Source organism: Nocardia sp. bgisy134 (assembly GCF_965341865.1).
Classification (GTDB): Bacteria; Actinomycetota; Actinomycetes; order Mycobacteriales; family Mycobacteriaceae; genus Nocardia.
The window spans coordinates 64,501-87,851 of sequence record NZ_CBDQZP010000013.1; the positions used below are offsets into that span (position 1 = coordinate 64,501).

Annotated in this window: 20 protein-coding genes and 1 pseudogene; 11 read left to right on the forward strand and 10 right to left on the reverse strand. The window is 67.1% G+C overall.

Features of this window, described 5'->3' with window-relative positions; translation table 11 throughout:
- Positions 1-20 precede the first annotated feature (20 nt).
- Positions 21-701 carry a DUF998 domain-containing protein gene (locus ACRWNM_RS22655; protein ID WP_431970220.1) on the reverse strand — a complete coding sequence of 227 codons (681 nt, stop codon included), beginning with the start codon at positions 699-701 and terminating at the stop codon, positions 21-23.
- 276 nt (positions 702-977) lie between these two features.
- Here ACRWNM_RS22655 and ACRWNM_RS22660 point away from each other — a divergent pair, with 276 nt between their 5' ends.
- Entirely contained in the window at positions 978-1,646 is a 669-nt protein-coding gene (locus ACRWNM_RS22660; RefSeq protein WP_431970068.1) for a DUF6891 domain-containing protein, read from the forward strand.
- A 323-nt stretch (positions 1,647-1,969) separates the two neighbouring features.
- Here the strand turns inward: ACRWNM_RS22660 and ACRWNM_RS22665 are convergent, their stop codons facing one another.
- From ACRWNM_RS22665 to ACRWNM_RS22695, 7 genes are all read right to left on the reverse strand, one after another.
- Complete coding sequence (locus ACRWNM_RS22665) at positions 1,970-3,523, reverse strand: succinic semialdehyde dehydrogenase (protein WP_431970069.1); 1,554 nt, start codon at positions 3,521-3,523, stop codon at positions 1,970-1,972.
- Between the two features lie 241 nt (positions 3,524-3,764).
- The gene (locus ACRWNM_RS22670) at positions 3,765-4,598 is read right to left on the reverse strand and encodes an SDR family NAD(P)-dependent oxidoreductase (RefSeq protein WP_431970070.1); all 834 of its coding nucleotides are present in this window, start codon (positions 4,596-4,598) and stop codon (positions 3,765-3,767) included.
- Positions 4,595-5,476 carry an alpha/beta fold hydrolase gene (locus ACRWNM_RS22675; RefSeq protein WP_431970071.1) on the reverse strand — a complete coding sequence of 294 codons (882 nt, stop codon included), beginning with the start codon at positions 5,474-5,476 and terminating at the stop codon, positions 4,595-4,597. The genes ACRWNM_RS22670 and ACRWNM_RS22675 overlap by 4 nt, the downstream gene beginning before the upstream one ends.
- Positions 5,477-5,493: 17 nt before the next feature.
- Positions 5,494-6,051 (reverse strand): 3-phenylpropionate/cinnamic acid dioxygenase subunit beta, encoded by a 558-nt coding sequence (locus ACRWNM_RS22680; RefSeq protein ID WP_431970072.1) that lies wholly within the window; start codon positions 6,049-6,051, stop codon positions 5,494-5,496.
- 40 nt (positions 6,052-6,091) lie between these two features.
- The gene (locus ACRWNM_RS22685) at positions 6,092-7,303 is read right to left on the reverse strand and encodes an NAD(P)/FAD-dependent oxidoreductase (protein WP_431970073.1); all 1,212 of its coding nucleotides are present in this window, start codon (positions 7,301-7,303) and stop codon (positions 6,092-6,094) included.
- Positions 7,300-7,638, reverse strand: a complete 339-nt coding sequence (locus ACRWNM_RS22690; RefSeq protein WP_431970074.1) for a non-heme iron oxygenase ferredoxin subunit — start codon at positions 7,636-7,638, stop codon at positions 7,300-7,302. Before ACRWNM_RS22690 ends, ACRWNM_RS22685 begins: the two co-directional genes overlap by 4 nt.
- Positions 7,635-8,807: an SRPBCC family protein gene (locus ACRWNM_RS22695; protein ID WP_431970221.1), complete on the reverse strand. Its 1,173-nt coding sequence runs from the start codon at positions 8,805-8,807 to the stop codon at positions 7,635-7,637. The genes ACRWNM_RS22690 and ACRWNM_RS22695 overlap by 4 nt, the downstream gene beginning before the upstream one ends.
- Before the next feature lie 288 nt (positions 8,808-9,095).
- Here ACRWNM_RS22695 and ACRWNM_RS22700 point away from each other — a divergent pair, with 288 nt between their 5' ends.
- The 8 genes and pseudogenes from ACRWNM_RS22700 (at position 9,096) to ACRWNM_RS22735 (ending at position 19,700) form a co-directional block, all read left to right on the forward strand.
- A complete protein-coding gene (locus tag ACRWNM_RS22700) occupies positions 9,096-10,079 on the forward strand; it encodes a zinc-binding dehydrogenase (RefSeq protein WP_431970075.1) in 984 nt (327 codons plus the stop codon).
- 26 nt (positions 10,080-10,105) lie between these two features.
- Positions 10,106-11,059 carry a 3-carboxyethylcatechol 2,3-dioxygenase gene (locus ACRWNM_RS22705; RefSeq protein WP_431970076.1) on the forward strand — a complete coding sequence of 318 codons (954 nt, stop codon included), beginning with the start codon at positions 10,106-10,108 and terminating at the stop codon, positions 11,057-11,059.
- Positions 11,056-11,868: a 2-keto-4-pentenoate hydratase gene (locus ACRWNM_RS22710; RefSeq protein WP_431970077.1), complete on the forward strand. Its 813-nt coding sequence runs from the start codon at positions 11,056-11,058 to the stop codon at positions 11,866-11,868. Before ACRWNM_RS22705 ends, ACRWNM_RS22710 begins: the two co-directional genes overlap by 4 nt.
- Positions 11,865-12,851, forward strand: coding sequence for an acetaldehyde dehydrogenase (acetylating) (locus ACRWNM_RS22715; RefSeq protein ID WP_431970078.1), 987 nt, complete (start codon positions 11,865-11,867; stop codon positions 12,849-12,851). Before ACRWNM_RS22710 ends, ACRWNM_RS22715 begins: the two co-directional genes overlap by 4 nt.
- Positions 12,848-13,870 carry a 4-hydroxy-2-oxovalerate aldolase gene (gene dmpG, locus ACRWNM_RS22720; RefSeq protein ID WP_431970079.1) on the forward strand — a complete coding sequence of 341 codons (1,023 nt, stop codon included), beginning with the start codon at positions 12,848-12,850 and terminating at the stop codon, positions 13,868-13,870. The genes ACRWNM_RS22715 and dmpG overlap by 4 nt, the downstream gene beginning before the upstream one ends.
- A gap of 166 nt (positions 13,871-14,036) precedes the next feature.
- A pseudogene (locus ACRWNM_RS22725) lies at positions 14,037-17,049 on the forward strand (Tn3 family transposase).
- 374 nt (positions 17,050-17,423) lie between these two features.
- Positions 17,424-18,908 carry a rifampin monooxygenase gene (gene rox, locus ACRWNM_RS22730; RefSeq protein ID WP_431970222.1) on the forward strand — a complete coding sequence of 495 codons (1,485 nt, stop codon included), beginning with the start codon at positions 17,424-17,426 and terminating at the stop codon, positions 18,906-18,908.
- A 219-nt stretch (positions 18,909-19,127) separates the two neighbouring features.
- On the forward strand, positions 19,128-19,700 hold the full coding sequence (locus ACRWNM_RS22735) for a recombinase family protein (RefSeq protein WP_431970080.1): 573 nt from the start codon (positions 19,128-19,130) through the stop codon (positions 19,698-19,700).
- Positions 19,701-19,975: 275 nt separating this feature from the next.
- On the opposite strand, the gene ACRWNM_RS22740 is transcribed toward ACRWNM_RS22735, so the two are convergent.
- Together ACRWNM_RS22740 and ACRWNM_RS22745 are read right to left on the reverse strand one after the other, a co-directional pair.
- Positions 19,976-20,884 (reverse strand): FkbM family methyltransferase, encoded by a 909-nt coding sequence (locus ACRWNM_RS22740; protein ID WP_431970081.1) that lies wholly within the window; start codon positions 20,882-20,884, stop codon positions 19,976-19,978.
- A gap of 153 nt (positions 20,885-21,037) precedes the next feature.
- Complete coding sequence (locus tag ACRWNM_RS22745; protein WP_431970082.1) at positions 21,038-21,637, reverse strand: TetR/AcrR family transcriptional regulator; 600 nt, start codon at positions 21,635-21,637, stop codon at positions 21,038-21,040.
- 72 nt (positions 21,638-21,709) lie between these two features.
- Here ACRWNM_RS22745 and ACRWNM_RS22750 point away from each other — a divergent pair, with 72 nt between their 5' ends.
- Positions 21,710-22,663, forward strand: coding sequence for a TauD/TfdA dioxygenase family protein (locus ACRWNM_RS22750; RefSeq protein ID WP_431970083.1), 954 nt, complete (start codon positions 21,710-21,712; stop codon positions 22,661-22,663).
- A gap of 5 nt (positions 22,664-22,668) precedes the next feature.
- The gene (locus ACRWNM_RS22755; RefSeq protein WP_431970084.1) at positions 22,669-23,304 is read left to right on the forward strand and encodes a DUF3159 domain-containing protein; all 636 of its coding nucleotides are present in this window, start codon (positions 22,669-22,671) and stop codon (positions 23,302-23,304) included.
- The last annotated feature ends 47 nt before the right edge of the window (positions 23,305-23,351 follow it).

Below are 23,351 nucleotides of genomic sequence, written 5' to 3' on the forward strand. Positions count from 1 at the left end.
GTAGAGCACGGTTTTCGCGTTCAGGGTGCGGGTCGGGTGGTTGGTGCTTGGCTCATCAGGCGGATCGCCAACAAGGCAACCCACATGCCGCCGGCAATGATCCCAATTCGTTCAATGAGCCCCGCTGGTCCCTCGTCTACCAATTTGGCGGTGAGGACGAAGGCGACATAAGAGGTGACGACCAGCAGGCCAGTGGCAACCGAATACCAGGACCAGGCCCGACTTTCGAGCGCCTCATCGCGCCGTGCCAACACGAAGCAAGCCGCAGTCAGCGAAGTGAACTGAACCAGACCTAAGAGACTATGAATGGCGCCGTGAATGGTTAGCGCTTCGGACGCTCCTGGTGGGTAACCTAGCGACGGGTCGGGAAGGACAGGCCCGATGGCGACGAAGGTGAAGCCATAGATGCCGAGCAGGATGGGCCCCCAGCTGGAACCACGTCCTGTACGCAGAAGCAGCCTCATCCCGATGGCAAAAGCGAGCAGGAGCGTTCCGGTGACGATGTAGTTGGTTACTTGCATCCACCCACCAGGCCCCAGTTCGAGGTTGCTGTCGGGGACTACCCAGGCGTTGTAGTCAGGGCGTACAGCCCCGAGGACGAGAATGACAACAATGTTGAGCAGCGGAGCAACGACACCGCAAGCCAGCAGCAGTCTCATCGCCGCTGACTGCTCTCCAGCACTTTGCGCTGAGGTTTCCATATCGATCACGACACGTGTCCTCTCGTCGTCTATCGGGGTAAGGGGTTCGAGTTGCGTTCGGCTCGCCGACCGCACCCGAGGTGAACACCACTATCGACCGATCAGTCACTCCGGAGATTGGAAAAATGTTCCCCTGGCCCGGTACCGATCCAGGGCGATGACAGGCAGATTGTCCGCGTGCAGCGCCGTTTACGGCTCCATCCGGACCATGTCCCTCCCTCTGTACCGCACCACATCGCCGTCTGCCACGTCGTCTGCGTGTTACGCTCCGCCACCGTGACGTTGTGGCCCTACAACGAGATGCCCGCCGGTTTCGCCCTCACCGGATACGGCTTGGACCCCGCCGACGAGCAGGCGCTGACCGAGAAAATCTGGTCGTGGCTGGTGGCGGGCAATGCCGATGCAGACGAATTCGTCGATGCCGAGCAGGAGGGCTGGGATCTCACCGGCGACCGGCTCTACGCGGCGTTCGAGACGGCCCGCGAAGCCCGCATCGAGCAGCAGGCGCAGTGGACGCCGGAGCAGACCGGCACCAACCTCGATCGAGCTTTTGGGGAGCTGAACGAGGCCGGCATCCTCGCCCGGCAAAACTTCACCTGCTGCGGCACGTGTGGTACCGCCGAGATCGGTAGCGAAATGAACGGCTCCCGGCACTGGCGCGGCTACGTCTTCTTCCACCAGCAGGACACCGAGACACTCGTCGACAGCGGCTATGTGTACTTGAACTACGGCTTGTTCCCGCCGGCGGACTTCGACCAAGAGGCGTATTCGCAACTGTCCGAAGCCGACAAAGAGGCCGCCTACCTGGCCGATCTCAACACCGTGATCACCGATGACGCGGTACCACGCCTGGAGAAGCACGGCCTCGATGTGGAGTGGGACGGCAACCCCCGCACGCGGATCCTGCTGCGCAACGCGCAGTGGTATGCGCCTCTCGACGCCTGATCACTGCCCCGGTAGCCGGATCAGCCTGCGGGCAGGACAACCGATGTATCCGGAGACGCTGGGCGGCCTGCTGAAAGTCCTTGGCGTTCCGAATGTTCCGGGCCGGACATCGGCAATGCGCCAGCACGTCCAACAGATGCCCGCCCCGGTCGTCGGGATCACCGCCGAACAAGCCCGCGCCTGCAAACCAACACAGAGCTGTTCCGGCATGCACACCCGTCAGTCCGGAGCTGTGGTTCAGACGGGCGTCGTCCGGGGCGCGAATCTGCGACAGATGAATAGGCGACCTCACCAGTCGGCGACACCGGCAGGCCGTGCGCGGATCAGCGGCCGGGCAGGAACCGGAGGCTGCGCGCGACGAGCATCAGGAAGCGCTGCCACAGGTCGTGCGAAACCATCGGCGGCGGATCCAGATTCATGAACCTGGTGACCACGACCGTCTGCGGCTCGGTGAACTTCAGCAGGCCGTCCGCGCCGTGCCTGCGCCCGACGCCGGAGATGCCCATGCCGCCCATCGGGGCCGCGGTGGTGCCCCACGCCGGGGCGTAGCCCTCGTCGACGCACACGGTGCCGGCATGCAGTCGCTGCGCGATCTTCTCGCCCGCCGACTTGCTCTCCGCCCACACGCTGGCATTGAGGCCGTATTCGGTGTCGTTGGCCAGCCGGATGGCGTCCTCCGCCGAGTCGACCGGGTAGATCGACACCAGCGGGCCGAAGGTCTCGTTGCGACCGCACTCCATCTCGTCGGTCACGTCGGCGAGCACCGTCGGCTCGAAGAACAGCGGGCCCAGGTCGGGGCGCGCCTTGCCGCCCGCGAGCACCTTGGCGCCCTTCGAGGTGGCGTCGGCGACGTGCTTGGTGACCGTCTCCAGCTGCGCCTCGGAGATGAGGCTGCCGATGTCGGCCGAATTGTCGTAGGCCGCGCCCAGTTTCGCGCCCTGCACCGCGGCGACGAACTTCGCGGTGAACTCGTCGGCGACCGCCTTCTCGACATAGAGGCGCTCGATCGAGATACACAGCTGACCCGCGTTGGAGAAGCACGCGCGCACCGCGGCCTTGGCGGCCTTGTCCAGGTTCGCGCCGCGGGTGACGATCATCGGGTTCTTGCCACCCAGCTCGGCCGAGAAGCCGATGAGCCTGCGCCCGCACTGTTCGGCCAGCGCCCGGCCGGTGGCCGAGGAGCCGGTGAACATCAGGTAGTCGCAGGCGTCCACGATGGCGGTGCCGACCACCGAGCCGGGGCCGGGCACCACGGCGAGCAGGTCGCGCGGCAGGCCCGCACGGTAGAGCAGCTCGGCGGCGGCCAGCGCGGAGTACGGGGTCTGGCTGTCGGGCTTGACCACCACCGCGTTGCCCGCGAGGAGAGCGGGTATCGAGTCGCCGATGGACAGCACCATCGGGTAGTTCCACGGCGAGATCACGCCGACCACGCCCTTGGGCTGGGTGTGCACCGCGGCGCGGTTCAGCACGGGGAAGGCGCCGGGCACGTTCCGCGGCCGCAGCAGTCCGGGCGCGACCCTGGCGAAGTAGCGGGCCGCGAACATCATGCCCATGATCTCTTCCTGGGCCGCCCAGCGCGCCTTGCCGGTCTCGGCCTGGATGACGTCCATCAGGGATTCGCGCTCGGCGATGATCAGCGCGCGGAAACGCTCGAACACCGCGGCGCGCTCCGCGGCGGGGCGGGCGGCCCAGCGCGCCTGCGCGGACCTGGCCTTCGCGAATGCCGACGCCACGTCCTCCGCGGTGCCGACCGGCACCGAGCCGAGCGGCTTGCCGGTGAACGTCTCGGCGATCGTCTTGCGCGAGCGAGCTTCGTGATCGTCGATCGCGGCGAGCGCGCTCAGACGGTCGAAGACTCCGGCTTCCGGCGCGGGCATCCTTGCCTCCTACTTGTGAGTAACCTCGGGATACACACAATCTACGCCGTCGGTGGCGTCGAACGCACTCGGTCCACCGACATGGTCGGATCAGGCTCGTGACGCCGCGCAGGTCCGCCAAGCACCGGTTCGATACGGTCGGCGTCCAGATGACGGGCAGGCCCGGCGATGGACAGCGCGGCGGTGAATTCGGACCAGCCCGCGGCTCGACCTCGCCGGGTCGGTGCTTTCGACCAGCGATTCACAAGTGGTCGCCGCCGGCAGGCGTCGCGAAGCCACGGACGCCGATGCCGCCGTCGACCGCCAACGCCTGGCCGGTGATGGGTCCGCTCTGTTCGCGGGAGGCGAGCAGCACGTATGCCGCGGTGAAATCGCGGGGGTCGACGCTGGAGTCGTGCAGAGGGATCGGCGGGGGCGCGGCGTTCGCGGGCCGTTCGGCAAAGGAATCGGCCAGGGAACGGCCGTGCATGGCAAGCGATTCCGGGCCGCGCAGGTCGGTGTTCATGCCGCCGCATGCCACGCCGTTGACGCGGACCTTGGGTGCGAGTTCGTAGGCCAGTTCACGCATCAGGCCCAGGCAGGCGTGCTTGCTCGCGGTGTAGACGGGTCCACCGCCGTTGACGTAGAAGGAGGCGTTCGACAGCGTCATCACGATGCTGCCGCGGGTCTCGACCAGGGCACGCCAGGCCGCCTCGGCGGCCAGCAGGTACCCCTTGACGTTGACGGCGAACAGTTCGTCGAAGGTGTCCGACAGCTCGGCGGGGGTCAGCCGGGTGAGCTGACGCTGGAAGTCCCAGATGCCCGCGTTGGCCACGAGGGTGTCGAGTTTGCCGAAACGGGAGACGGTTTCGGCGACCGCGTCGTGCAGTTGCCCCGAATCGCGCACGTCGGCTTCGACCGCGTGCATCCGTTCGGGATCGGCGCTGTCGGCGACGACCTTCTCCAGCCGGTCGAGGTCTCTGCCGAGGACGGTGACCGAGGCTCCCTCGGCGAGGAACCGCTCGGCGACGGCACGCCCGATTCCGGATCCGCCTCCGGTGACCAGGGCGACGTATCCCTCGAGCCAGCCCGTCACGACAGCTCTCCCAGGAAATCGCCGACCAGGCGCTCGAATTCACGGGCACGCTCGAGCTGCACCCAGTGTCCGCAGGATCCGAAGATGTGCATCTGAACGTCGCGAATGTTGCGGAGCATGATCTGGGCGCCGTCGAGGGTGATGGTCCGATCGTCACGGCCCCACAGCAGCAGGGTGGGTGCGGTGATCTTGTGCAGATCCCGCCACAGCGGGTCCATTCCGTGCCGTTTGCCGAACGCGGCGTTGTACCGGTGATAGAAATCGATGTGGCTCTGCTCCAGCGAGGCATCGTAGCGGGCCTTGACCACGTCCTGCCCGAACTGTTTGTGGTCGAAGACCATGGTGCGGATGAAGGCGGCCATCTTCTTCTCGCTCGGCCCGCCGCCGTTGTAGTAGCGGAACATCTCCTTCTGCCCTTCGGTCGGGGTGGGTCCGAAGGGCAGCCAGCCACCGCCGGGCGCCATGAGCACCAGGCCCGAGATACGGTCGGGTTGGGTCTGCGCCATCGCGATCGCGGCCGCGCCGCCGAGGCTGTTGCCGAGCAGGTGGAAACGTCGCACCTCGAGTCGGTCCAGTGCCTCGAAGATAGCGGTAACCGCGATCTCGGTGATCGAGTGCCGGTCGAGATCGACCTCGGTCGGGCGGTAGCTGTCGCCGAATCCCGGTTGGTCGGGCAGGATCACCCGAAATCGCTGGGCGAGCGCGGGCAGGTTCTGGTGATAGTTGCTGACGCCGGAGGCGCCGGGGCCGCCGCCGTGCAGCATCACCAGCGCGGGCCCGGCGCCGACCTCGGTGACGGCTATCGACCCGGCGGTGGTGGCGATCGTGTGACGGGTGAACGTCAGTGGTGTGTGGTCGAGGCCGGAAGGGGCGGACATGGCTGTGCCTTTCGGGATCAGAAGAATGTGGAAATGTTCTTGGCGCGCAGAACGTTCTGGTCCAGCAGAATGCTGCGGCGGGCGACCAGCAGGCCGTCACCGCGGCGACGAAGGACGTCGGTACGCCGACCGGCGAAGACGTTCTCCTCGTGCTCCAGGCGGTTGCGGTAGACCAGGAACGCCGACCGCACCAGCAGGTCCCGCGGTGTGAATCCGGGATGCTCGGTCGGATCCACGTGGTGTGCGACGACATTGGTCACCAGGTGGCGGGTCCGCGACGGCGGGTCCTCGGCCCATGCCATTCCGGAATCGAAGCGCCGAATCCGCCAGGCCAGACTGTCCTTGGTCTCGTCGTAATAGGCGGCCTCGCCGCGGGCGGCGACCGACAGCGCCTGCTGGCGTCGTAATCGGTTGGTACGCGTGGGCATCCAGTAGTCGAGGTCGTCGGCGAGCAGGTCGAGCCAGTCGGCGAACCTCCCGTCGTCGAGTAGCTCGGCTTCCAGGTAGTAGAACTGCTCCACCTCGAAGTGGATGTCGCGGTCGGCTCTGACACCGGGTGCGGTGATGGTGCTCACGGCGTCGGGTATCCCTTCTCGATGAGGGCGCGCGGGCGGCTCATCCGCGCACCAGCCGCTTGAGGTCGACTGCGGTGTCGGTCAATTGCTCGGGGTGCACCGCGACGGCGCGGTCGATCAGGCGACGCGCGGCACGCGCCGCGGTCGAATCGCCCACCGCGACCGCCGCGACGACCCGATCCCCCGACAGCCCGAAGGCGCAGAACGGCGGTTCACCGAAAACGCCTCGGCAGACGGTGTGTTCGGCTTCGGCCATCGCACCGACCACTTCGACGTGCACGCCGTGGCGGTCGGTCCAGAACCACGGCGCGCCGTCGGCGGGTGGATCGATGCCGAGGATCGTGGCCGCGGCGCGGACCCCGTCCTGCTGGGCCGCTTCCCAGTGCTCGGCCCGCGGTAGGGCGATCCCGTCGCGGCGCACGCGCGCGGCGTCACCGACCGCAAGCACCGCGGGGTTGCTCGTGGTGCGGGTGTGGTCGACGAGGATTCCGCGATCGACGTCGAGTCCGGCCGCGACGGCCATCGCGGTGTCGGGGGCCATGCCGACGCCGAGGACGACCAGATCGAAGGTGTGGCTGCCGCGGTCGTCGGCCAAGTCGGCATGGATCAGGCCCGAATCGTCGAGCAGTGACCGCACCGAGGTCCGCATGGTGACGATGCCGCGCCGGGCGTGCTGACGGTGCAGCCAGTCGGCCGTCATCGGCCCCACGGCCGCCGCGAGCGGTGGGCGCACCGGATCGACCAGCGTCACCGCGCAGCCCAGATCGACTGCGGTGGACGCGACTTCGGCGCCGATCAATCCGGCGCCGACCACGAGCACGCGCGCTCCGGGCTGCAACTGCGCACGCAGGCGTAGCGCGTCCTCGGCGGTGCGCAGCACGTGGACCCGCTCGCTCTGCACGCCGGGGACAGGTGGGCGCACCGCTCGGCCGCCGGTCGCCAGCACGACGCGATCGGCCGTCACCGCCGTCCCGTCGGACAGCTCGACCTGTCCGGTGCCCGGCCGCAACGCGGTCACCGTCCGCCGCGTGATCAGGCGTACTTTGTTGTCGTCGTACCAGCCCGGACGCTGTAATGCGATGTCGGTCAGCGTCTTCGCGCCGGTCAGGAAGTCCTTGGACAGCGGCGGCCGATCGTAGGGGAACTCTCCCGCGTCGACGAGGGTGATGTCGCCGACGAATCCACCCGAGCGCAGCGCCGCCGCGGTGCTCACTCCGGCGATACCGCCACCGACGATCGCGACGGCGGTCACGGTGTCTCACCCGGGAAGACGAACACCTCGTCGTCACGCACCTCGACACGATGGGTGCGCGCGTCCTCTGTCGCCGGAAGGCTCTGCACCGCACCGCTTTTCAAACAGAATTTGCTGGCGTGCATCGGGCATTCGACGAATCCGCCCTCCACCCAGCCCTCGGCCAGGGAAGCGACCTCGTGCGGGCAGGTGTCGTTCAACGCGTAGACCGCGCCGTCGTCGTCGCGCAGCAGCGCGATGTGGTCCGCGGTGCCGGTGATCGACCTGTCGATCGCGATGCCTTCGCCGATGGGGATGTCGTCGAGTGCCGCGACCCGGATTCCGGTGGTGTTCAACGAATTTCCTCCTCGTGCCAGGCGGGGGTGTTCATCAGGTCCCGCCAGCGGCCGTAGAACGCGCGCCCGGCCGCGTCGCTGTAGAGCTCGCTGGTCCGGCCGGGATGGCGGCCGTCGTCCCGCTCGGAACCCATGCCCATCTGGTAGTTCAACGGGACGCGATTGGTGATGAAGCCGTGCGAGATGGCCTGCACCTCGCTCCAGTTCTCGCCGTCGTCCTGCTCGAAGATGCCGCTGGGTCCGAAGGTGCGCAGGTTGTACAGCCGCTGGGCTTCACGGACTTCCTCGGGCATCGACTTGTCGACCACCGTCCACGACCAGACCTCCATGCGATCGGGTCCTTTGGGATGCCAGACCCGGACGGTGCCGATCACCGGAAGGTAGGAGAAGTTCGGGAACACCGTGGCGTGGCCGTCGGTGAGCGGACCCTCCACGCGCGCATCGCCCAACCGCGCGCGCAACGCGTCGTAGTCGGTCCATTCGTGCACCGTCTTGGCGTTGAAGCGGTTCTTCGGATGCACCGGGAACCCCGCGCCGTGCCCGTTCTGCCCGACGTACTGGCGGCCGCTGCGATGCACGACCTCGGTCTTGGGATTCTTGGTCGGCGACAGCACCATCAGCGCCGACGCGTGGCTGCTGTTGACGTGGTACCAGTCGGTGGCGAACTGTTCGGCGGCCAGCTTCCAATTGCCTTCGAGCACCCATTTGTGCACGCCGCCGACGACCGTGGTGCCCGCGTCGTCGTGGTCGAGCATCGCGTCCATGTACCAGGCCATCTCACCGAGGTATTCGCGCAGGCTCATCGGCCGCGGATGCCAGGTGCCGAAGACCAGGCCGCGATAGGACTCGACATGGGGCACCTCGACCAGCCCCCACTGGTCGGCGTCGAAGGAATCCGGGTAGCCCTCGCGATTGGGGATCGACACCAGCCGCCCGTCCAGGTCGTAGGCCCAGCCGTGATAGGTGCAGGTGAAATTGCGGGTCGTGCCGAAATCGGCGCGGCACACGCGAGCGCCGCGATGGCGGCACGAATTCAGATAGGCCCGAATGCGCTTGTTCTTGTCCATCGTCACGATCACCGGGTCTTCGCCCATGAACGTGGTGAAGAAGTCGCCCGGTCTGCGGAATTGCTCGGCGTGCGCCAGAAACAGCCAACTCGGCGCGAACACCCGGCGCATTTCCTGTCGGTAGAGCTGCTCGTCGGTGAAGATCGCGCGATCGAGCAGACCGCCCTCGGCGTCGACCAGGCCCGAGACATCGACGGTGCGGACCAGGTCCGCGGGGCGTCGCAGCGCACCGCACGGGGCCGCGCACGCCGCGTCGCGACCGGACGTGGGTTCGATGGTGGAGGTCATGCCGATCAGCAAAGCCGCCGAACGCCTGCCTTATCCAGCAACCGTTCCGCAGGACGGCACGACGACTGTTCTCGACCGCCCTGTTCGGGCGACGGTGGCGGCATGCTCGCTGCACAAGCCATCTCCCAGAGCGCTACCGACCCACTGTCGGGTCTGGTGGTGCACGATGTCGAAATCCCGCAGCCGCAACCGGGTTGGACGCTGGTGCGGGTCGCGGCGACGTCGTTGAACATGCACGATCTGTGGACCCTGCGCGGAGTCGGCCATCCCGCCGACCGGCTGCCCATCGTGCTCGGTTGCGACGCGGCAGGCCACGACAGCGACGGCAACCCCGTAATCGTGCATCCGGTCATCGCCGATTCCGACGCGGGCGGCGGGGACGAGACGCTCGATCCGGCGCGGGCCCTGATGTCGGAACGCTACGACGGCACGTTCGCCGAGTACGTCGCGGTGCCGCGCCGCAATCTGATCCCGAAGCCGGATTGGCTGTCGTTCGACGAAGCCGCATGCCTGCCGGTCGCCTGGACCACCGCCTACCGAATGCTGTTCACCAAGGCCGAGATCAAGCCTGGCGACCGGGTTCTGGTGCAAGGCGCCGGTGGCGGTGTCGCCTCGGCCGCGATCTCGCTCGCCGCCGCCGCGGGTGCGGTGGTGTACGCGACCAGCCGCAGCGCCGGCAAACGCGCCGCGGCCGTGCGATGGGGTGCGCGACTGGCGGTGCCGACCGGAGAGCGGCTGCCCGAACGCGTCGACGTCGTCATCGAAACCGTCGGCGCGGCCACCTGGGAACATTCGCTGAAGTCGCTGCGGCCCGGCGGCGCGGTGGTGGTGGCGGGCGCGACCAGCGGTGGAGATCCGTCCGCGGCGCTCAACCGGGTCTTCTATCTGCAACAGCGCATCCTCGGTTCCACCGGGTGTACGCGCGCCGAGCTGGTGGCGATGCTGCGCATGATGGAAGCCACCGGGGTGCGACCGGTGATCGATCGGACCATGCCGCTCACCGACATTCACAAGGGCTTCCAGCTCATGATCGACGGCACCCTCACCGGCAAGGTCGTCGTCCATCCCTCCGCCCCGCAGCCGTGACGCACGGCGATCCTCAGGAGTCAGCTATGACCGCGGCAGCCGTCGGCCTGTCCCATTCACCCTTGATCGGCAAGAACGATCCCGCACCCGAGGTTCTCGCCCGGGTCGATCACGCCATCGCCATCGCACGCGAGTTCGTCCGCACCTTCGACCCCGAGCTGGTGGTGCTGTTCGCACCCGATCACTACAACGGATTCTTCTACCGGGAGATGCCCCCGTTCTGTCTGGCCACCGCGGCGCACGCGGTCGGCGACTTCGATTCCGCCGCTGGGCCGTTGACGGTCGACACCGCCGCCGCCGAGCAGTTGGCCGCCGGGGTGCTCGCCCGCAGAATCGACCTCACAGTGTCGGCGCGCATGACCGTCGATCATGGTTTCGCGCAGCCGCTGGAGATGCTGTTCGGCGGGATCGACCGGGTTCCGGTGGTCCCGGTGTTCGTCAACGGTGTCGCCACTCCCCTCGGCCCGGTCGCCCGGGTGCGCGCACTGGGCACCGCGATCGGCCAAGCCGCCGCGGAACTCGATCGTCGCGTGCTGTTCCTCGGGTCGGGCGGGCTCTCCCACGACCCGCCGGTGCCGGTGCTCGCCGGCGCTCCGCCGCGGGTGGCCGACGCGCTGATCGAGGGACATCCACCGACACCGGAACAGCGCGCCAAGGGCGAGGGCCGTGTGGTCGAGGCAGGCCGCGCCTACGCGGCCGGATCGACCGGCATGATCCCCATCAATCCCGAGTGGGACAGCCAGCTGCTGGATCTGTTGCAGCACAACGATCTCGCGGCCTTCGACGACTGGACCGTCGAATGGATGGGACGCGAGGGCGGTGGATCCGCACACGAGGTGCGGACCTGGATCGCGGCCTACGCCGCGCTCGCCGCGTCCGGCGACTACGAACTCGGTTACCGCTTCTACGAGGCCATTCCCGAGTGGATCGCCGGATTCGCCGTCACCACCGCGACCGGCCGCCGACAGGAGGCTTCGTGAACACCAGTCGAGTCGCGACCCCCGGCATCCGGCAGGCGGCCGAGCTCTTGGCGCAGGCAAGCGAATCCGGTTGTCCCACAGCGTCGATCCGCGATCTGATCCCCGCCGGGGATGTGCCGGGTGCCTATGCCGTGCAGGCCGAAGGCACGCGCCGCCGCCTCGCGTCCGGCGCGCGGATCGTCGGGCGCAAGATCGGGCTGACCGCACCGGCCGTCCAGCGCCAGGTCGGGGTCGATCAACCCGATTTCGGCGTCCTGTTCGACGACATGGATGTCAGCTCGCTGCCCGCGGTGCCCTCCGATCGTCTGCTGCAACCCAAGGCCGAAGCCGAAGTCGCGTTCGTGCTCGGCGCCGATCTCGCCGACGGCGAGCTGAGCCTCGAGCGGGTTCGCGCGGCGGTCGACTACGCCGTCGCCGCGATCGAGATCGTCGACAGCCGCATCGCCGACTGGGACATCACCATCACCGACACCATCGCAGACAACGCCTCGAGTGGTCTGTACGTGCTCGGCCGAGATCGCCTGACCCTGGCGGAGTTCCAGCCCAGGGCGGTGACCATGCGCATGTTCGCCGACGACGTGCTCGTCTCGGAGGGCGCGGGCGCGGCGTGCCTCGGCGATCCGCTGCTGGCGCTGGCCTGGCTCGCCGATGCCGCTCGCGCGTACGGGGATCCGCTGCGCGCCGGGCAGGTCGTGCTGTCGGGCGCGCTGGGTCCGATGGCGCCCGCGCCGCCGGGTGCGCGCATCCGCGCCGAGATCGAGCCGCTCGGATCCGTCGATGCCGTCTTCTCCCCGAAAGAGTTCTCATGAACGTGTCCGAATCCACCACGACCTCGGTGGCGATCATCGGTTCCGGAAACATCGGCACCGATCTGATGCTCAAGGTGCTGCGGCTGTCCGACACCCTGCGCGTGGGCGCGATGGTCGGCATCGACCCCGGTTCCGACGGGCTCGCCCGGGCCCGCCGCCTCGGCATTCCGACGACGGCCGATGGTGTCGACGGCCTGATCGCACTGCCGAACTTCGACGAGATCGACATCGTCTTCGACGCCACCTCGGCCAAAGCCCATGTCGCGAACGCCGAGAAGCTCCGTCCCTTCGGCAAGAAGCTCGTCGACCTCACCCCCGCCGCGATCGGCCCGTTCGTGGTCCCGCCGGTCAATCTCGACCGGCTGCTGGACGACGGCAGCGACGACGTCAACATGGTCACCTGCGGCGGTCAAGCCACCATTCCGATCGTGGCCGCCGTCGCGGCCGTGACCCCGGTGCACTACGCCGAGATCGTGGCCTCGATCGCCTCGAAGTCCGCGGGACCCGGCACGCGCGCCAATATCGACGAGTTCACCGAAACCACGTCGCGCGCCATCGAATCGGTCGGCGGTGCGGCGCGCGGCAAGGCGATCATCGTCCTCAATCCGGCCGAACCGCCCCTGATCATGCGCGACACCGTGTTCTGTCTCATCGGCGACGCCGACCGTGAGGCGATCGCGGCCTCGGTCGCCGAGATGGCCGACAGGGTCGCGCAGTACGTGCCCGGATACCGGCTCAAGCAGCAGGTGCAATTCGCCTCGGTCGCCGAGGACGTGCACACCCTGGTCCCGCCGGGCCTCGGCCCGCTCACCCAGGTGTCGGTGTTCCTCGAGGTGGAGGGCGCGGCCCACTATCTGCCCGCGTACGCGGGCAATCTCGACATCATGACCTCGGCGGCGCTGCGCGTGGCCGAACGCATCGCAGGTCGCGACGCGGTCGCGGCGATCGGCCCGGCGCGGGCTGGAATCGAGGTGGACCGATGACCCGGCGGCTCTACATCCAGGATGTGACCCTGCGCGACGGGATGCACGCCATCCGCCACCGCATTTCGCCCGGTGATGTCGGCGCGATCGTGTCGGCGCTGGACGCGGCGGGGGTCGACGCGATCGAGGTCGCGCACGGTGACGGGTTGGCGGGCGGTTCGGTCAACTACGGGCCTGGCAGTCACACCGACTGGCAGTGGCTCGAGGCCGCCGCCGCGGCCGTGCGGAAGTCCGTGCTGACGACACTGCTGTTGCCGGGTATCGGCACCATCGCCGATTTGCGGCGCGCCTACGAGCTCGGCGTGCGGTCGGTTCGGATCGCCACCCACTGCACCGAGGCCGATATCGCCGCACAGCACATCGCCACCGCCCGCGAACTGGGCATGGATGTTTCCGGGTTCCTCATGATGAGCCACATGGCCGCGCCCGCGCAGCTGGCCGCACAGGCGGCGCTGATGGAATCCTATGGCGCACAGTGCGTTTACGTCACCGACTCGGGCGGGCGGCTGACCATGGACGGTGTGCGCGAGCGGCTCCGCGCCTATCGCGACGTGCTCGCGCCCGACACCCAGATCGGCATCCACGCTCACGAGAATCTATCGCTGGCGGTGGCCAACAGCGTCGTCGCTGTCGAGGAGGGCGCGACCCGCGTCGACGCCTCGCTGGCCGGTCAAGGCGCGGGGGCGGGCAACTGCCCGATCGAGCCGTTCATCGCGGTCGCCGAACTGCAAGGCTGGCAACACGATTGCGACCTGTTCGCACTCCAGGACGCCGCCGACGATCTGGTACGCCCACTCCGGGACCGGCCAGTGCAGGTCGACCGCGAGACCCTGACCCTTGGATACGCCGGCGTGTATTCCTCGTTCCTCCGGCACGCGGAGAACGCGGCGACACGCTACGGCATCGATGCTCGCGCGCTGCTACTCGAAGTCGGCCGCCGCGGGCTGGTCGGCGGTCAGGAGGACATGATCGTCGACATCGCCCTGGATCTGATCTCGAGTCGCCCCGTCACCGGCTGACCGGACCTCCGACTTGTCCGGCGCGTCGAGGGGTCCCGGACGAAAAACAACGACAATGGCTCGACCAGCTGAGATAGCACACTCCTCGTTTGTCCTGCGGGGCATCGTGATTGGTGCTTGGCTTGGCTGCCGATGAGGTTGGTCGGCGTGCTGGAGGTTGGGTTTCGTGGCGATGCAGGTGTTCGCGGCCGAGGAGTTGGCGCGGCTGCGCGAGTTCCCGGATATCAGCCGCGAGGAGTTGTTCCGGCACTTCACGCTTACTCCGGCTGACATCGCCTTTCTGACACCTGGTCGCGGGCGCGGCCCGGCGGAGCGGCTGGGTTTGTCGGTGGCATTGTGTGCGCTGCCGTGGCTGGGGTTCGTGCCGGACAAAGTGGCTTCCGCACCTGCGGTGGCGGTGGCGCGGTTGGCGCAGCAACTGGATGTTGATGTGTCGCTGATCGATTCGTACGGGAAGCGTGCACAGACGCGCACCGAGCATCTCCGGTTGGTGGCGCAGTATCTGGGGTGGCGGTCGGCGAGCACGATGGAGTTGAAGGAGTTGAACGAGTTCTTGCTGGCGCGGGCGATGGAACATGATTCGCCGACACTGCTGTTCCGGTTGGGGTGTGAGTATCTGCTCTCGGCGCGGGTGATCCGTCCCAGCCCCGACACCGTCGTTCGCCGCGTCGTGCATGCGCGGGAGCAGGCCCAACGGGAGACCTACGATCGACTCGCGCACGAGCTGACTCCGCAACGATGCACGGAGCTGGATCGGTTGCTGGTCACCGATGCCTCGATTCGGATGTCGCGGCTGCGGTGGTTGTCCACCGGGCCGGTGGAGGCGTCGGCGGCCGCGGTAAAGAACGAGGTCGAGAAGCTGGGGTTCGTTCGTAGCCTGGGGGCCGACACCCTGGATTTGTCGGTGCTTCCGGCCGAGCGTCGCCGGTTCCTGGCCACGCTGGGCCGCCGTTTGACCGGTCAGGCGCTGGAGCGCCGTGATCCCGAGCGCCGGTATCCGATCTTGTTGACGGTGCTGGCGCAGTCGGCCGCCGAGGTACTCGATGAGGTGGTGGCGCTGTTCGACCAGGCAGTGTCGGCGAAGTTCAGTGCCGCCGAGAACCGGATGCGCGAGGAACTGGCCGAACGCGGAAAAACGGAGAAGACCGGCAGGCGCTGCTGGACGAGCTTTGGCGATCATCACCGACCCGCAGATTCCCGACGAGGACGTGGGTACGTTGATCCGGGGTGAGGGCATCGGGTGGGAGCGGTTGCGGGCCGCGATCGCCCAGGCCCGGCCGCGGCTGCCGCGCGATCACGGGCACCTGGCCGCCCTGGATGGGTCGTATTCGTATCTGCGGAAGTTCACTCCGGCGGTGTTGTCGGCGGTGCGCTTCGCCGGCGGTACGTCGGCGACGGAGCTACTCATCGCGGTGAACATGTTGCGCGAGCTCAACGCGACCGGTCGCCGGAAGGTGTTCGACGACGCGCCCACGGGATTCGTGCCGACCAAGTGGCGGGGCTATCTCGACGAAGCACGAAAGACCGGCAATGCCGTTGCCTACCGGCATTTTTGGGAGTTGTGTGTGCTGCTCGGTCTGCGGGACGGGCTGCGTAGTGGGGATGTGTTCGTGCCGGGGTCGCGCCGCTACGCCGATCCTGCCGCCTATCTGCTCACGCCCGAGCAGTGGGAGCTCCAACGCGGCGAGTTCTGCCGCCTGGTCGGCAAACCGGCTGATCCGGCTCGTGCATTGGCCGCGCTGTCGGATGAGTGGGGTGAGGCAGTCAGTGAACTGGAGCAGATGCTCAACGCCGGTGACGGGCCGGTGCGCCTGGATGACGCCGGTGACCTGGTGATCTCACCGTTGACCGCCGAGGATATTCCGACCGAGGCGATCGCGTTGAAGGCCGAGTTGACCGAGATGCTGCCGTTCGCGCCGATCGTGTCGTTGCTGATCGAGCTGGACAAACGCACTGGCTACCTGGACTGCTTCACCCACGCGGGTGGCAAACAGGCCCGCAGCCCAGAGCTAAAACGCAATCTGATCGCGGTGCTGCTGGCCTATTCCACGAATCTGGGGCTCACCCGGATGGCCGAAGCCAGCGGCATCTCCTACGACATCCTGGCTTGGACCGCGGAGTGGTATGTGCGCGAGGAAACGCTGCGCGCGGCGAATCTCGCGCTCATCGGCTACCACCAAAGACTGCCTCTGACAGCGGCTTTCGGAACCGGAACCCTGTCCTCCAGCGACGGTCAGCGGTTCCCGACGCGCGGCAAGTCGACCACTGCTCGCACCGTGCCGCAATTTTTCGCTGACCAGGGCTTATCGACCTACACCCACGTCACCGATCAGCACACCACCTACGGCACCAAGATCATCGTCACCACCCGCCGCGAAGCCCACTACGTACTCGATGAAATCCTGGGCAACGCAACCGATCTGCCGATCACCGAGCATGCGACAGATACTTACGGGGTCACCTTGGTCAACTTTGCACTGTTCGACTTGCTCGGGATGCAGTTGTCCCCGCGTATCCGGGATCTGGGCAAGATCACCCTGTACCGGCCGGTGCCGCGCGCCGACGCCGAAGCGCGGTTCCCTCACACAGGACCGCTGCTGACCCGCAAGTTGAATCTGGACCTGATCGCCGAGCATTACGACGACCTGCTCAGGTTGGCCGGGTCACTGAAATTCGGGCACGCCACCGCGTCCCTGCTGGTCGGCAAACTGTCGGCCTCGGGTCGGCAGAACGCCCTGGCGGCGGCGCTCAAGGAGTACGGCGCGATGCGCCGCACCATCTACGCCTGCCGGTACCTGACCGATCCCGACTACCGGCGCAAGATCTCGCGCCAGCTCAACAAGGGCGAATCCATCCATGCCCTCAAACGCGACCTCATCTACGCCCACGAAGGCGCCTTCCGCGCCCGGCACCTGGAAGCCCAGACCGAGCAGGCCTGGTGCCTGACCCTGGCCACGAACGCGGTAATCGCCTGGACCACAGAGTATTACGGGCTCGCGGTGGACCAGATGCGTCGGCAGGGTCGCCGCATAGACGCTGATGTGCTGGCCCATATCTCGCCCGCGCACTCGGAGAACATCAACTTCTTCGGCGCGATCGAGGTCGATATCGATGCCGAACTCGCCCAGCTCGGGCCGACCGGTTACCGCCCGCTTCGTGTGCGCGACACCCTCTTCTGACCTCGACCCGGTGCTCACGCCGTCTGTCATCAACGGCCTGTGATTAGCCGAGCAGTGCGCGTTCGGGGCGATTTCATTCTCCGTAAAAACCTGTTGGCGAACCACGGCGACCACTGTTACTTTGCCGGAGGCCGTGCAAGAGACCGAGGAGGTGGTATCCGTGAACGCAGTATCGACATGGGTGCTCCCCTCGTGGGTCATGGTCGGGCGATAGGTCGTCGTCCGGGAGCGCCGTTCACCAGCACTCCCGAAAGGCAACACCTGTGAACTCTCCTCAGTCCACCCCATCGTCGAACGCAACGGTCGAGCGGGATGTCACCTCCGGTGACGTCCCCGGCCTCCGGTCGCGGGCCTCCGGCAGCGAATGCGCGCCACTGACATTCGATGTGATCATTGCCGGGTGCGGCCCGACCGGTTTGATGCTGGCCGCCGAACTGCGGCTGCACGATGTGCGAGTACTCGTTCTGGAGAAAGAACCTGAGCCCGTGTCGTTCGTGCGCATAGTCAGTCTGCATATGCGCAGTCTCGAGCTGATGGCGATGCGTGGACTGCTGGATCGCATGCTCGAACGTGGAAGACGGCGACCGGTTGGCGGTATCTTCGCCGCCATCCCCAAACCCGCGCCCGAGGGCCTGGATTCGGCGCACGCCTATCTGCTGGGCATTCCGCAGGCGGTCGTCGTTCACCTGCTCGAAGAACATGCGATCGCGCTGGGCGCGCAAGTCCAACGCGGTTGCGCGGTGGCCGGTTTCGAGCAGAACAACGAGGGCGTGACCGTCGAGCTGGCCGACGGGGAGAAGCTGCGTGCGCGTTACCTCATCGGCTGTGACGGCGCGCGCAGTACGGTGCGCAAACTGCTCGGCGTCGGCTTCCCCGGCGAGCCCTCACGGAATGACACTCTCATGGGTGAGATGGAAGTGGGTGTGCCGCAGGAAGAGGTCGCTGCCAAGGCGGGCGAAATCTACGCGACCAATAAGCGTTTCAGGCTCCAGCCCTTCGGCGAAGGTGCCTACGGCGTCGTGGTCCCCGCCGCCGGAGTCAGCGATCGTGCGGAGCCGCCCACCCTCGACGATTTCAAACAACAGTTGCGCGCCATCGCCGGAACCGATTTCGGCGTGCACTCCCCGCGCTGGTTGTCCCGCTTCGGCGATGCCACTCGGCTGGCCGAGCGTTATCGGGTCGGGCGTGTGCTGCTGGCCGGCGATGCGGCGCACATCCACCCGCCCACCGGCGGACAAGGCCTGAACCTGGGCGTTCAGGACGCAGTCAACCTCGGCTGGAAACTGGCCGCACAGATCCGCGGCTGGGCGCCGGAAACACTGCTGGACACCTACCAGACCGAACGTCATCCGGTCGCCGCGGACGTACTCGACAACACCCGCGCCCAAACGGAACTGCACTCCACCGAACCAGGCCCTCAGGCGGTGCGCAGGCTGCTCACCGAACTGATGGACTTCGACGAGGTGAACCGCTATCTGATCGAGAAGATCACCGCCGTCGACATCCGTTACGACTTCGGCGAGGGCCCCGACCTGCTCGGCCGCCGCCTGCCCGACATAGATCTGAAACAGGGCCGCCTTTACGGTCTGCTGAATCGCGGCCGAGGCCTGCTGCTGGACCGCACCGAACGCCTGACAGTCGGCGGTTGGTCAGACCGGGTCGACTACCTCGCGGATTCCTCTGCGGCACTAGATGTTCCGTGCGTCCTGCTGCGCCCCGACGGCCACGTCGCCTGGTTCGGCGACGATCAGCAGGACCTAGACGGCCACCTCACCCGCTGGTTCGGTAAGCCCGGCACTGATTCCGCGACTGAGCAACCGAAAGCCTGTGAGGAGGATCGAACGGCCGATAGGGACTGACCATCGGAATGCATGTGAGGCGGCCAGGCCGCCTCACATGCTGCGACACAGGTGGGTGATCACTCGAGTCGAAAACGTTCGTTTCTGTCCCACAACGGCATCCCGGCGAGAAACGCGCATCCGCCCAGCTCGACGCCGACCCGATTCGGGCCAGAACTCGTGTGCGGTATCTACGGGACGAAACCGCAGGTGTCAGCCCTTTATGGGACAGTTCCGGGCATGGCTCAGTTCGGGTACGCGCGGGTGTCGACTCGCGGGCAGAAAGACGATTCCCAGATCGACGCACTCAATGCGGCCGGGTGCGAACGGATCTGGGTGGACAAGGCATCCGGGAAGCTGGCGCGGCGCCCGGAGTGGGACAAATGCTTCGAACACCTGCGTCGCGGTGACGAACTGGTGATCATCCGGCTCTCGCGCCCGTTCCGCTCTGTGCGGCATATGACCGAACTCGCCGCCCAACTCGACGAACGCGGCATCGAGCTGGTCGTGCTCAAACAAGGCATCGACACCACCACCCCCGCGGGACGGTTCCTGTTCCACGTCATCGCCGCGATGGACGAGATGCTCGCCGACCTCATCAGCGAAGGCACCCTCGAAGGACTCGAATCCGCCCGCGCCCGAGGACGAGTCGGCGGCCGACCACCCGCGCTCACCCAGTTGCAAGCGCTCAAGGCCCGCGAGATGTATGACGAACGCGACCGGCACGGCAAACGCAAATACACAGTTGCCCAGATCGCCGAAACCTTCGGCGTCTCCCGCAAAACCATCTACCGCCACCTCGAACCCGCCTGAACGCAATGACCGCTCGCGACTAGAGGCATCACCGCTGGTCAAGCCATTGTCGTTGTTTTTCGTCCGGTTACTACCGGGACCCCGACTTGTCCGGCGCGTCGAACCGCATTCTCCCGGCACCCTGCACCACATCTATGTGATCACCGGCAGGATCAGAACCGGACCGGTCAACGACAGCGGCGGCGGCTGCTGAGGTGACGGCGGTGAGTGCGCTGCCCATCCGGTCCGATTCTTGCGTTGGCACTTCCTGACAGCCTCAGGAGTTCGGGGTCGTCTCAGCTTTCGGTGGCGCGAGTGAGGAGCAGATCGATCTGCCGGGGAAAGGGTCCGGTGGCCAGGGTTGGCGGAAGTGGGTATCGCAGCATGTCCAGAATATCCTCTGGTGCGTAGGGGTTCTGGATCTTGTAGAGGCGAAAACCATTGTCCGTGAATGGTTTCAGAATCGTACTCACGTCGTGCCCGGCGATGGTCAGCCAGTGGGGAGTGACTTCGACGATGATCTCGCAGTCCTTGCGCAGCCGAGGGATCGAGGCGGCGAGCTGGGTGAGGACTGTGCCTTCGGCGCCTTCGACATCCACCTTGATGATCCGGGCGTTCTCCAAGTCGCCTCGGTCCAGCATCTGGGCCAGTGGCAGGCCGGGAACGGTGATCGTGGACTGGTAGGTGTCGGGGCGGATCGTTGTGGTGGCGCCGGTGTTCGCGTGCGGGGTGTAGAGGGTCACCGCCCCCGGTTCGTTGGTGACGGCCGCCTGGACGACGCGCACGTTGCCGATGCTGTTGAGCGCCAGGTTCGCCCGCAGCTGTTCGTGTGACGCCGGTTCGATCGCGACGACATATCCGGTGGGGCCGACGAGTCGTGCCGCGAGCACGGCATACCACCCGCCGGCGGATCCGATGTCGATGAATCCGTCGCCTCGCCGCAGACGCGCGGCGACGAGCCTGGAGATACCAGCCTCCCAGCAGCCGTGGGTGTAGATCGCACGGGCAATGAAGTCGCTGGTCGTCGGGACGAGGAACCGCTGCCCGTAGCGGGTGCGCACGTTTCTGGGTGGCCGTGGTCGCTGCTGGAGACCGACGTCGAGCCATTCCCGCAGCAGCCTCCGTTCGACGGCGATTCCAGGCCCGTATCGAACCCACCAGCGGGCCGCGATGAGCAGCGGCGGCCAGGGCGGTGGTTTCAACACGATCTGTTGCCACAAAGGAGGGGCCGAGACAGGATGCACCGCCGTGACGATATCGGCGCCCGCGCGGAATCGTCGAACCATTTCGCGCGAGCCGATGACTGCGATTCGCGGTCAACGTCTTCGGACAGGGAAGCGGTGACGCGCGCGTTCCGGCTACCGGTCCCGATCGGCGGGGGATGGTTGCGGGCTGCCGCACAGGATCCGGACGGCTTCGGCGTTGATGGCCTGCTGCAGTTGAGCATTCGAGATGTCGTCGAGCCCGGCGGCGTTGCGCAGGAAGGGCTCGAACAATTGCCAGCCGAGTACGAACGCCGCGGCGTGTGCGACGGAGAGGGCGGCGTCGCGGTCGTCGGCTCGATGTGAGCGTGCATAGTCGATCAGAGCCGCGATGACAGGAAACCGGCTCTGCATCTGTCCGACCGGGTAGCCGTCGAGAATGCAGCGCGCCAGCACGACCCAGTGCCTGCGCAGCCGGGGATCGTCCGGCAACAACACGCCCGCATCGGCGAGCTCGGCGGTCTCGGCGGAGAGGTGATCGAGGACGGCTGTTACGAGCTTGTCCTTGGCGCCGAGGTGCCGGAATACCAGTCCGTGATTCACTCCCGCCCGCTCGGCGATGTCTCGGATCGACGTCGCAGCGGGGCCGCGTTCGGCGAACAGATCCGCGGCGTGGGTGAGCACCGCGGACACGACGGCGTCGCGACCGAGCGGGTTGCTGTCGTCGGGAGACGTCCTTGCACCCTCTGTAGTCATGTGACTACAGTAGCTCACATCAGCTGTAGTCGATTGACTACAGCCTCGCTCCCTCCCAGAAAGAAGGTCGCCATGTCCGTGATCGCCGACAAGGACCCGGCCGCCGGCTTCACGCCCCGCACCGTTCAGCTCCCCGGATACCCGGTCCGGTCCGGCCCTTTCACGCATATCGCCACCGAGCGTGACCGGCTCGCCCAGCTGAGCTGGCAGCATTTCGACGCCCGCCAGGTCGGCGCGACCCTCGGCGCGGAGATCTCCGGGGTGGACCTGACCACCGAGTTGCCGAACGGGGTGATCGTCGAACTGCGGCAGGCGCTGCACGAGTACAAGGTGCTGTTCTTCCGCGACCAGCCGCTCACCCCGGGACGACATGTGGCCTTCGCGCGACGGTTCGGCATGCTCGAGGTCCACCCGTTCATTCCCTCCAACACCGACCAGCCAGAACTCGTGCGATTCGAAAAGAGTGCCCAGGTCGGCGGTTTCGAGAACGCCTGGCATCACGACGTCACCTGGCGCGAGCAGCCGTCGATGGGCGCGGTCCTGCATGCGATCTCGGTGCCCCCGATCGGCGGGGACACGCTGTTCGCCGACATGTACGCCGCCTACGACGCCCTCGACGAGGACACCCGGGCGCGAATCGAAAACGTCGACGCCGTCCATGATTTCACTCGCGCGTTCGGGCACATGCTCAACGACGAGCAGCGGGAGAAGATGCGCGCCGAGCATCCGGCGGTCGCCCACCCGCTGGTGTGCACGCACGCCGTCACCGGCCGCAAGCACCTCTACGTCAACCGGGTCTTCGCCGACCGCATCCACGGCTGGGACCTCGAGGAGGGCCGCGATCTGATCGACCGGTTGTGCCGGACGGCCGACGCCCCCGAACATCAGGTTCGCCTGCGGTGGGAGCTCGACACCGTCGCGTTCTGGGACAACCGCGCCGTCCAGCACTACGCCGCCAGCGACTACTGGCCCCACGTGCGCATCATGGAACGCGCCTCCATCGTCGGCCCCCGCCCCGCCCGTTGACCGAAATGACATTCGACGACATCCGGTCCGAGACCCCGCACGACTCCGCGCCAGTACGCTCGGCCGCCAGGGTGCTCGGGCAGGCCGTCCTCGCGCGTGGCGGCGTTCGGCACTTCGTCGACGCCGCCACGCCGGTCGCGGTATTCCTGGTCGGATATCAACTGTTCGGAACCGGTCCGGCGGTCGCGGCCACGTTGACCGCGGCGGCGCTGCTCGCCGGATGGCGGCTGCGACGCGGTGATTCACCGAAGGTCGTCACGGCCGCCCTGGTGGCCGTCACCGCCTATTCGGCGCTGGTGCTGTTCACCGGCGAGGGCCGTGCCTTCTTTCTCCCTGAGATCGTCGGTTGCGCGGTCCTGACTGTCGCCTTCGGCGCCACCCTGATCCGGGGCCGACCGTTGAGCCTGCTCGTGTGCCAACGCCTCCGGATCGAACCCTCCGATGTCGACCAGCCCCGGATCCGGAAGCACAGGCGCCTGACCGCGGCCTGGGCCGTGATGTGGGCGCTCCACGTGCTGGTGCTCCTGCCGCTGTATGCCGCCGATCAGATCACGGCCCTGGCGGTCGCGACCACGCTGCTCGGCAAACCCTCGGTAGTCCTCGCCGTCGCCGCCTCGTGGTTGTGGATCCGCAAGCGATAACCGACACGTCACCGCGACGCGAATCCTGTCGGCGGCGAGCTCGCTGC

Bases quoted from the DNA above. Each gene is read 5' to 3' on its own strand.
- ACRWNM_RS22715 (WP_431970078.1), top strand. From the start codon at position 11,865: ATGAACGTGTCCGAATCCACCACGACCTCGGTGGCGATCATCGGTTCC.
- ACRWNM_RS22755 (WP_431970084.1), top strand. From the start codon at position 22,669: ATGACATTCGACGACATCCGGTCCGAGACCCCGCACGACTCCGCGCCA.
- ACRWNM_RS22750 (WP_431970083.1), top strand. From the start codon at position 21,710: ATGTCCGTGATCGCCGACAAGGACCCGGCCGCCGGCTTCACGCCCCGC.
- ACRWNM_RS22700 (WP_431970075.1), top strand. From the start codon at position 9,096: ATGCTCGCTGCACAAGCCATCTCCCAGAGCGCTACCGACCCACTGTCG.
- ACRWNM_RS22665 (WP_431970069.1), bottom strand. From the start codon at position 3,523: ATGCCCGCGCCGGAAGCCGGAGTCTTCGACCGTCTGAGCGCGCTCGCC.
- ACRWNM_RS22705 (WP_431970076.1), top strand. From the start codon at position 10,106: ATGACCGCGGCAGCCGTCGGCCTGTCCCATTCACCCTTGATCGGCAAG.
- dmpG (WP_431970079.1), top strand. From the start codon at position 12,848: ATGACCCGGCGGCTCTACATCCAGGATGTGACCCTGCGCGACGGGATG.
- ACRWNM_RS22735 (WP_431970080.1), top strand. From the start codon at position 19,128: ATGGCTCAGTTCGGGTACGCGCGGGTGTCGACTCGCGGGCAGAAAGAC.
- ACRWNM_RS22675 (WP_431970071.1), bottom strand. From the start codon at position 5,476: ATGTCCGCCCCTTCCGGCCTCGACCACACACCACTGACGTTCACCCGT.
- ACRWNM_RS22745 (WP_431970082.1), bottom strand. From the start codon at position 21,637: ATGACTACAGAGGGTGCAAGGACGTCTCCCGACGACAGCAACCCGCTC.
- ACRWNM_RS22655 (WP_431970220.1), bottom strand. From the start codon at position 701: ATGGAAACCTCAGCGCAAAGTGCTGGAGAGCAGTCAGCGGCGATGAGA.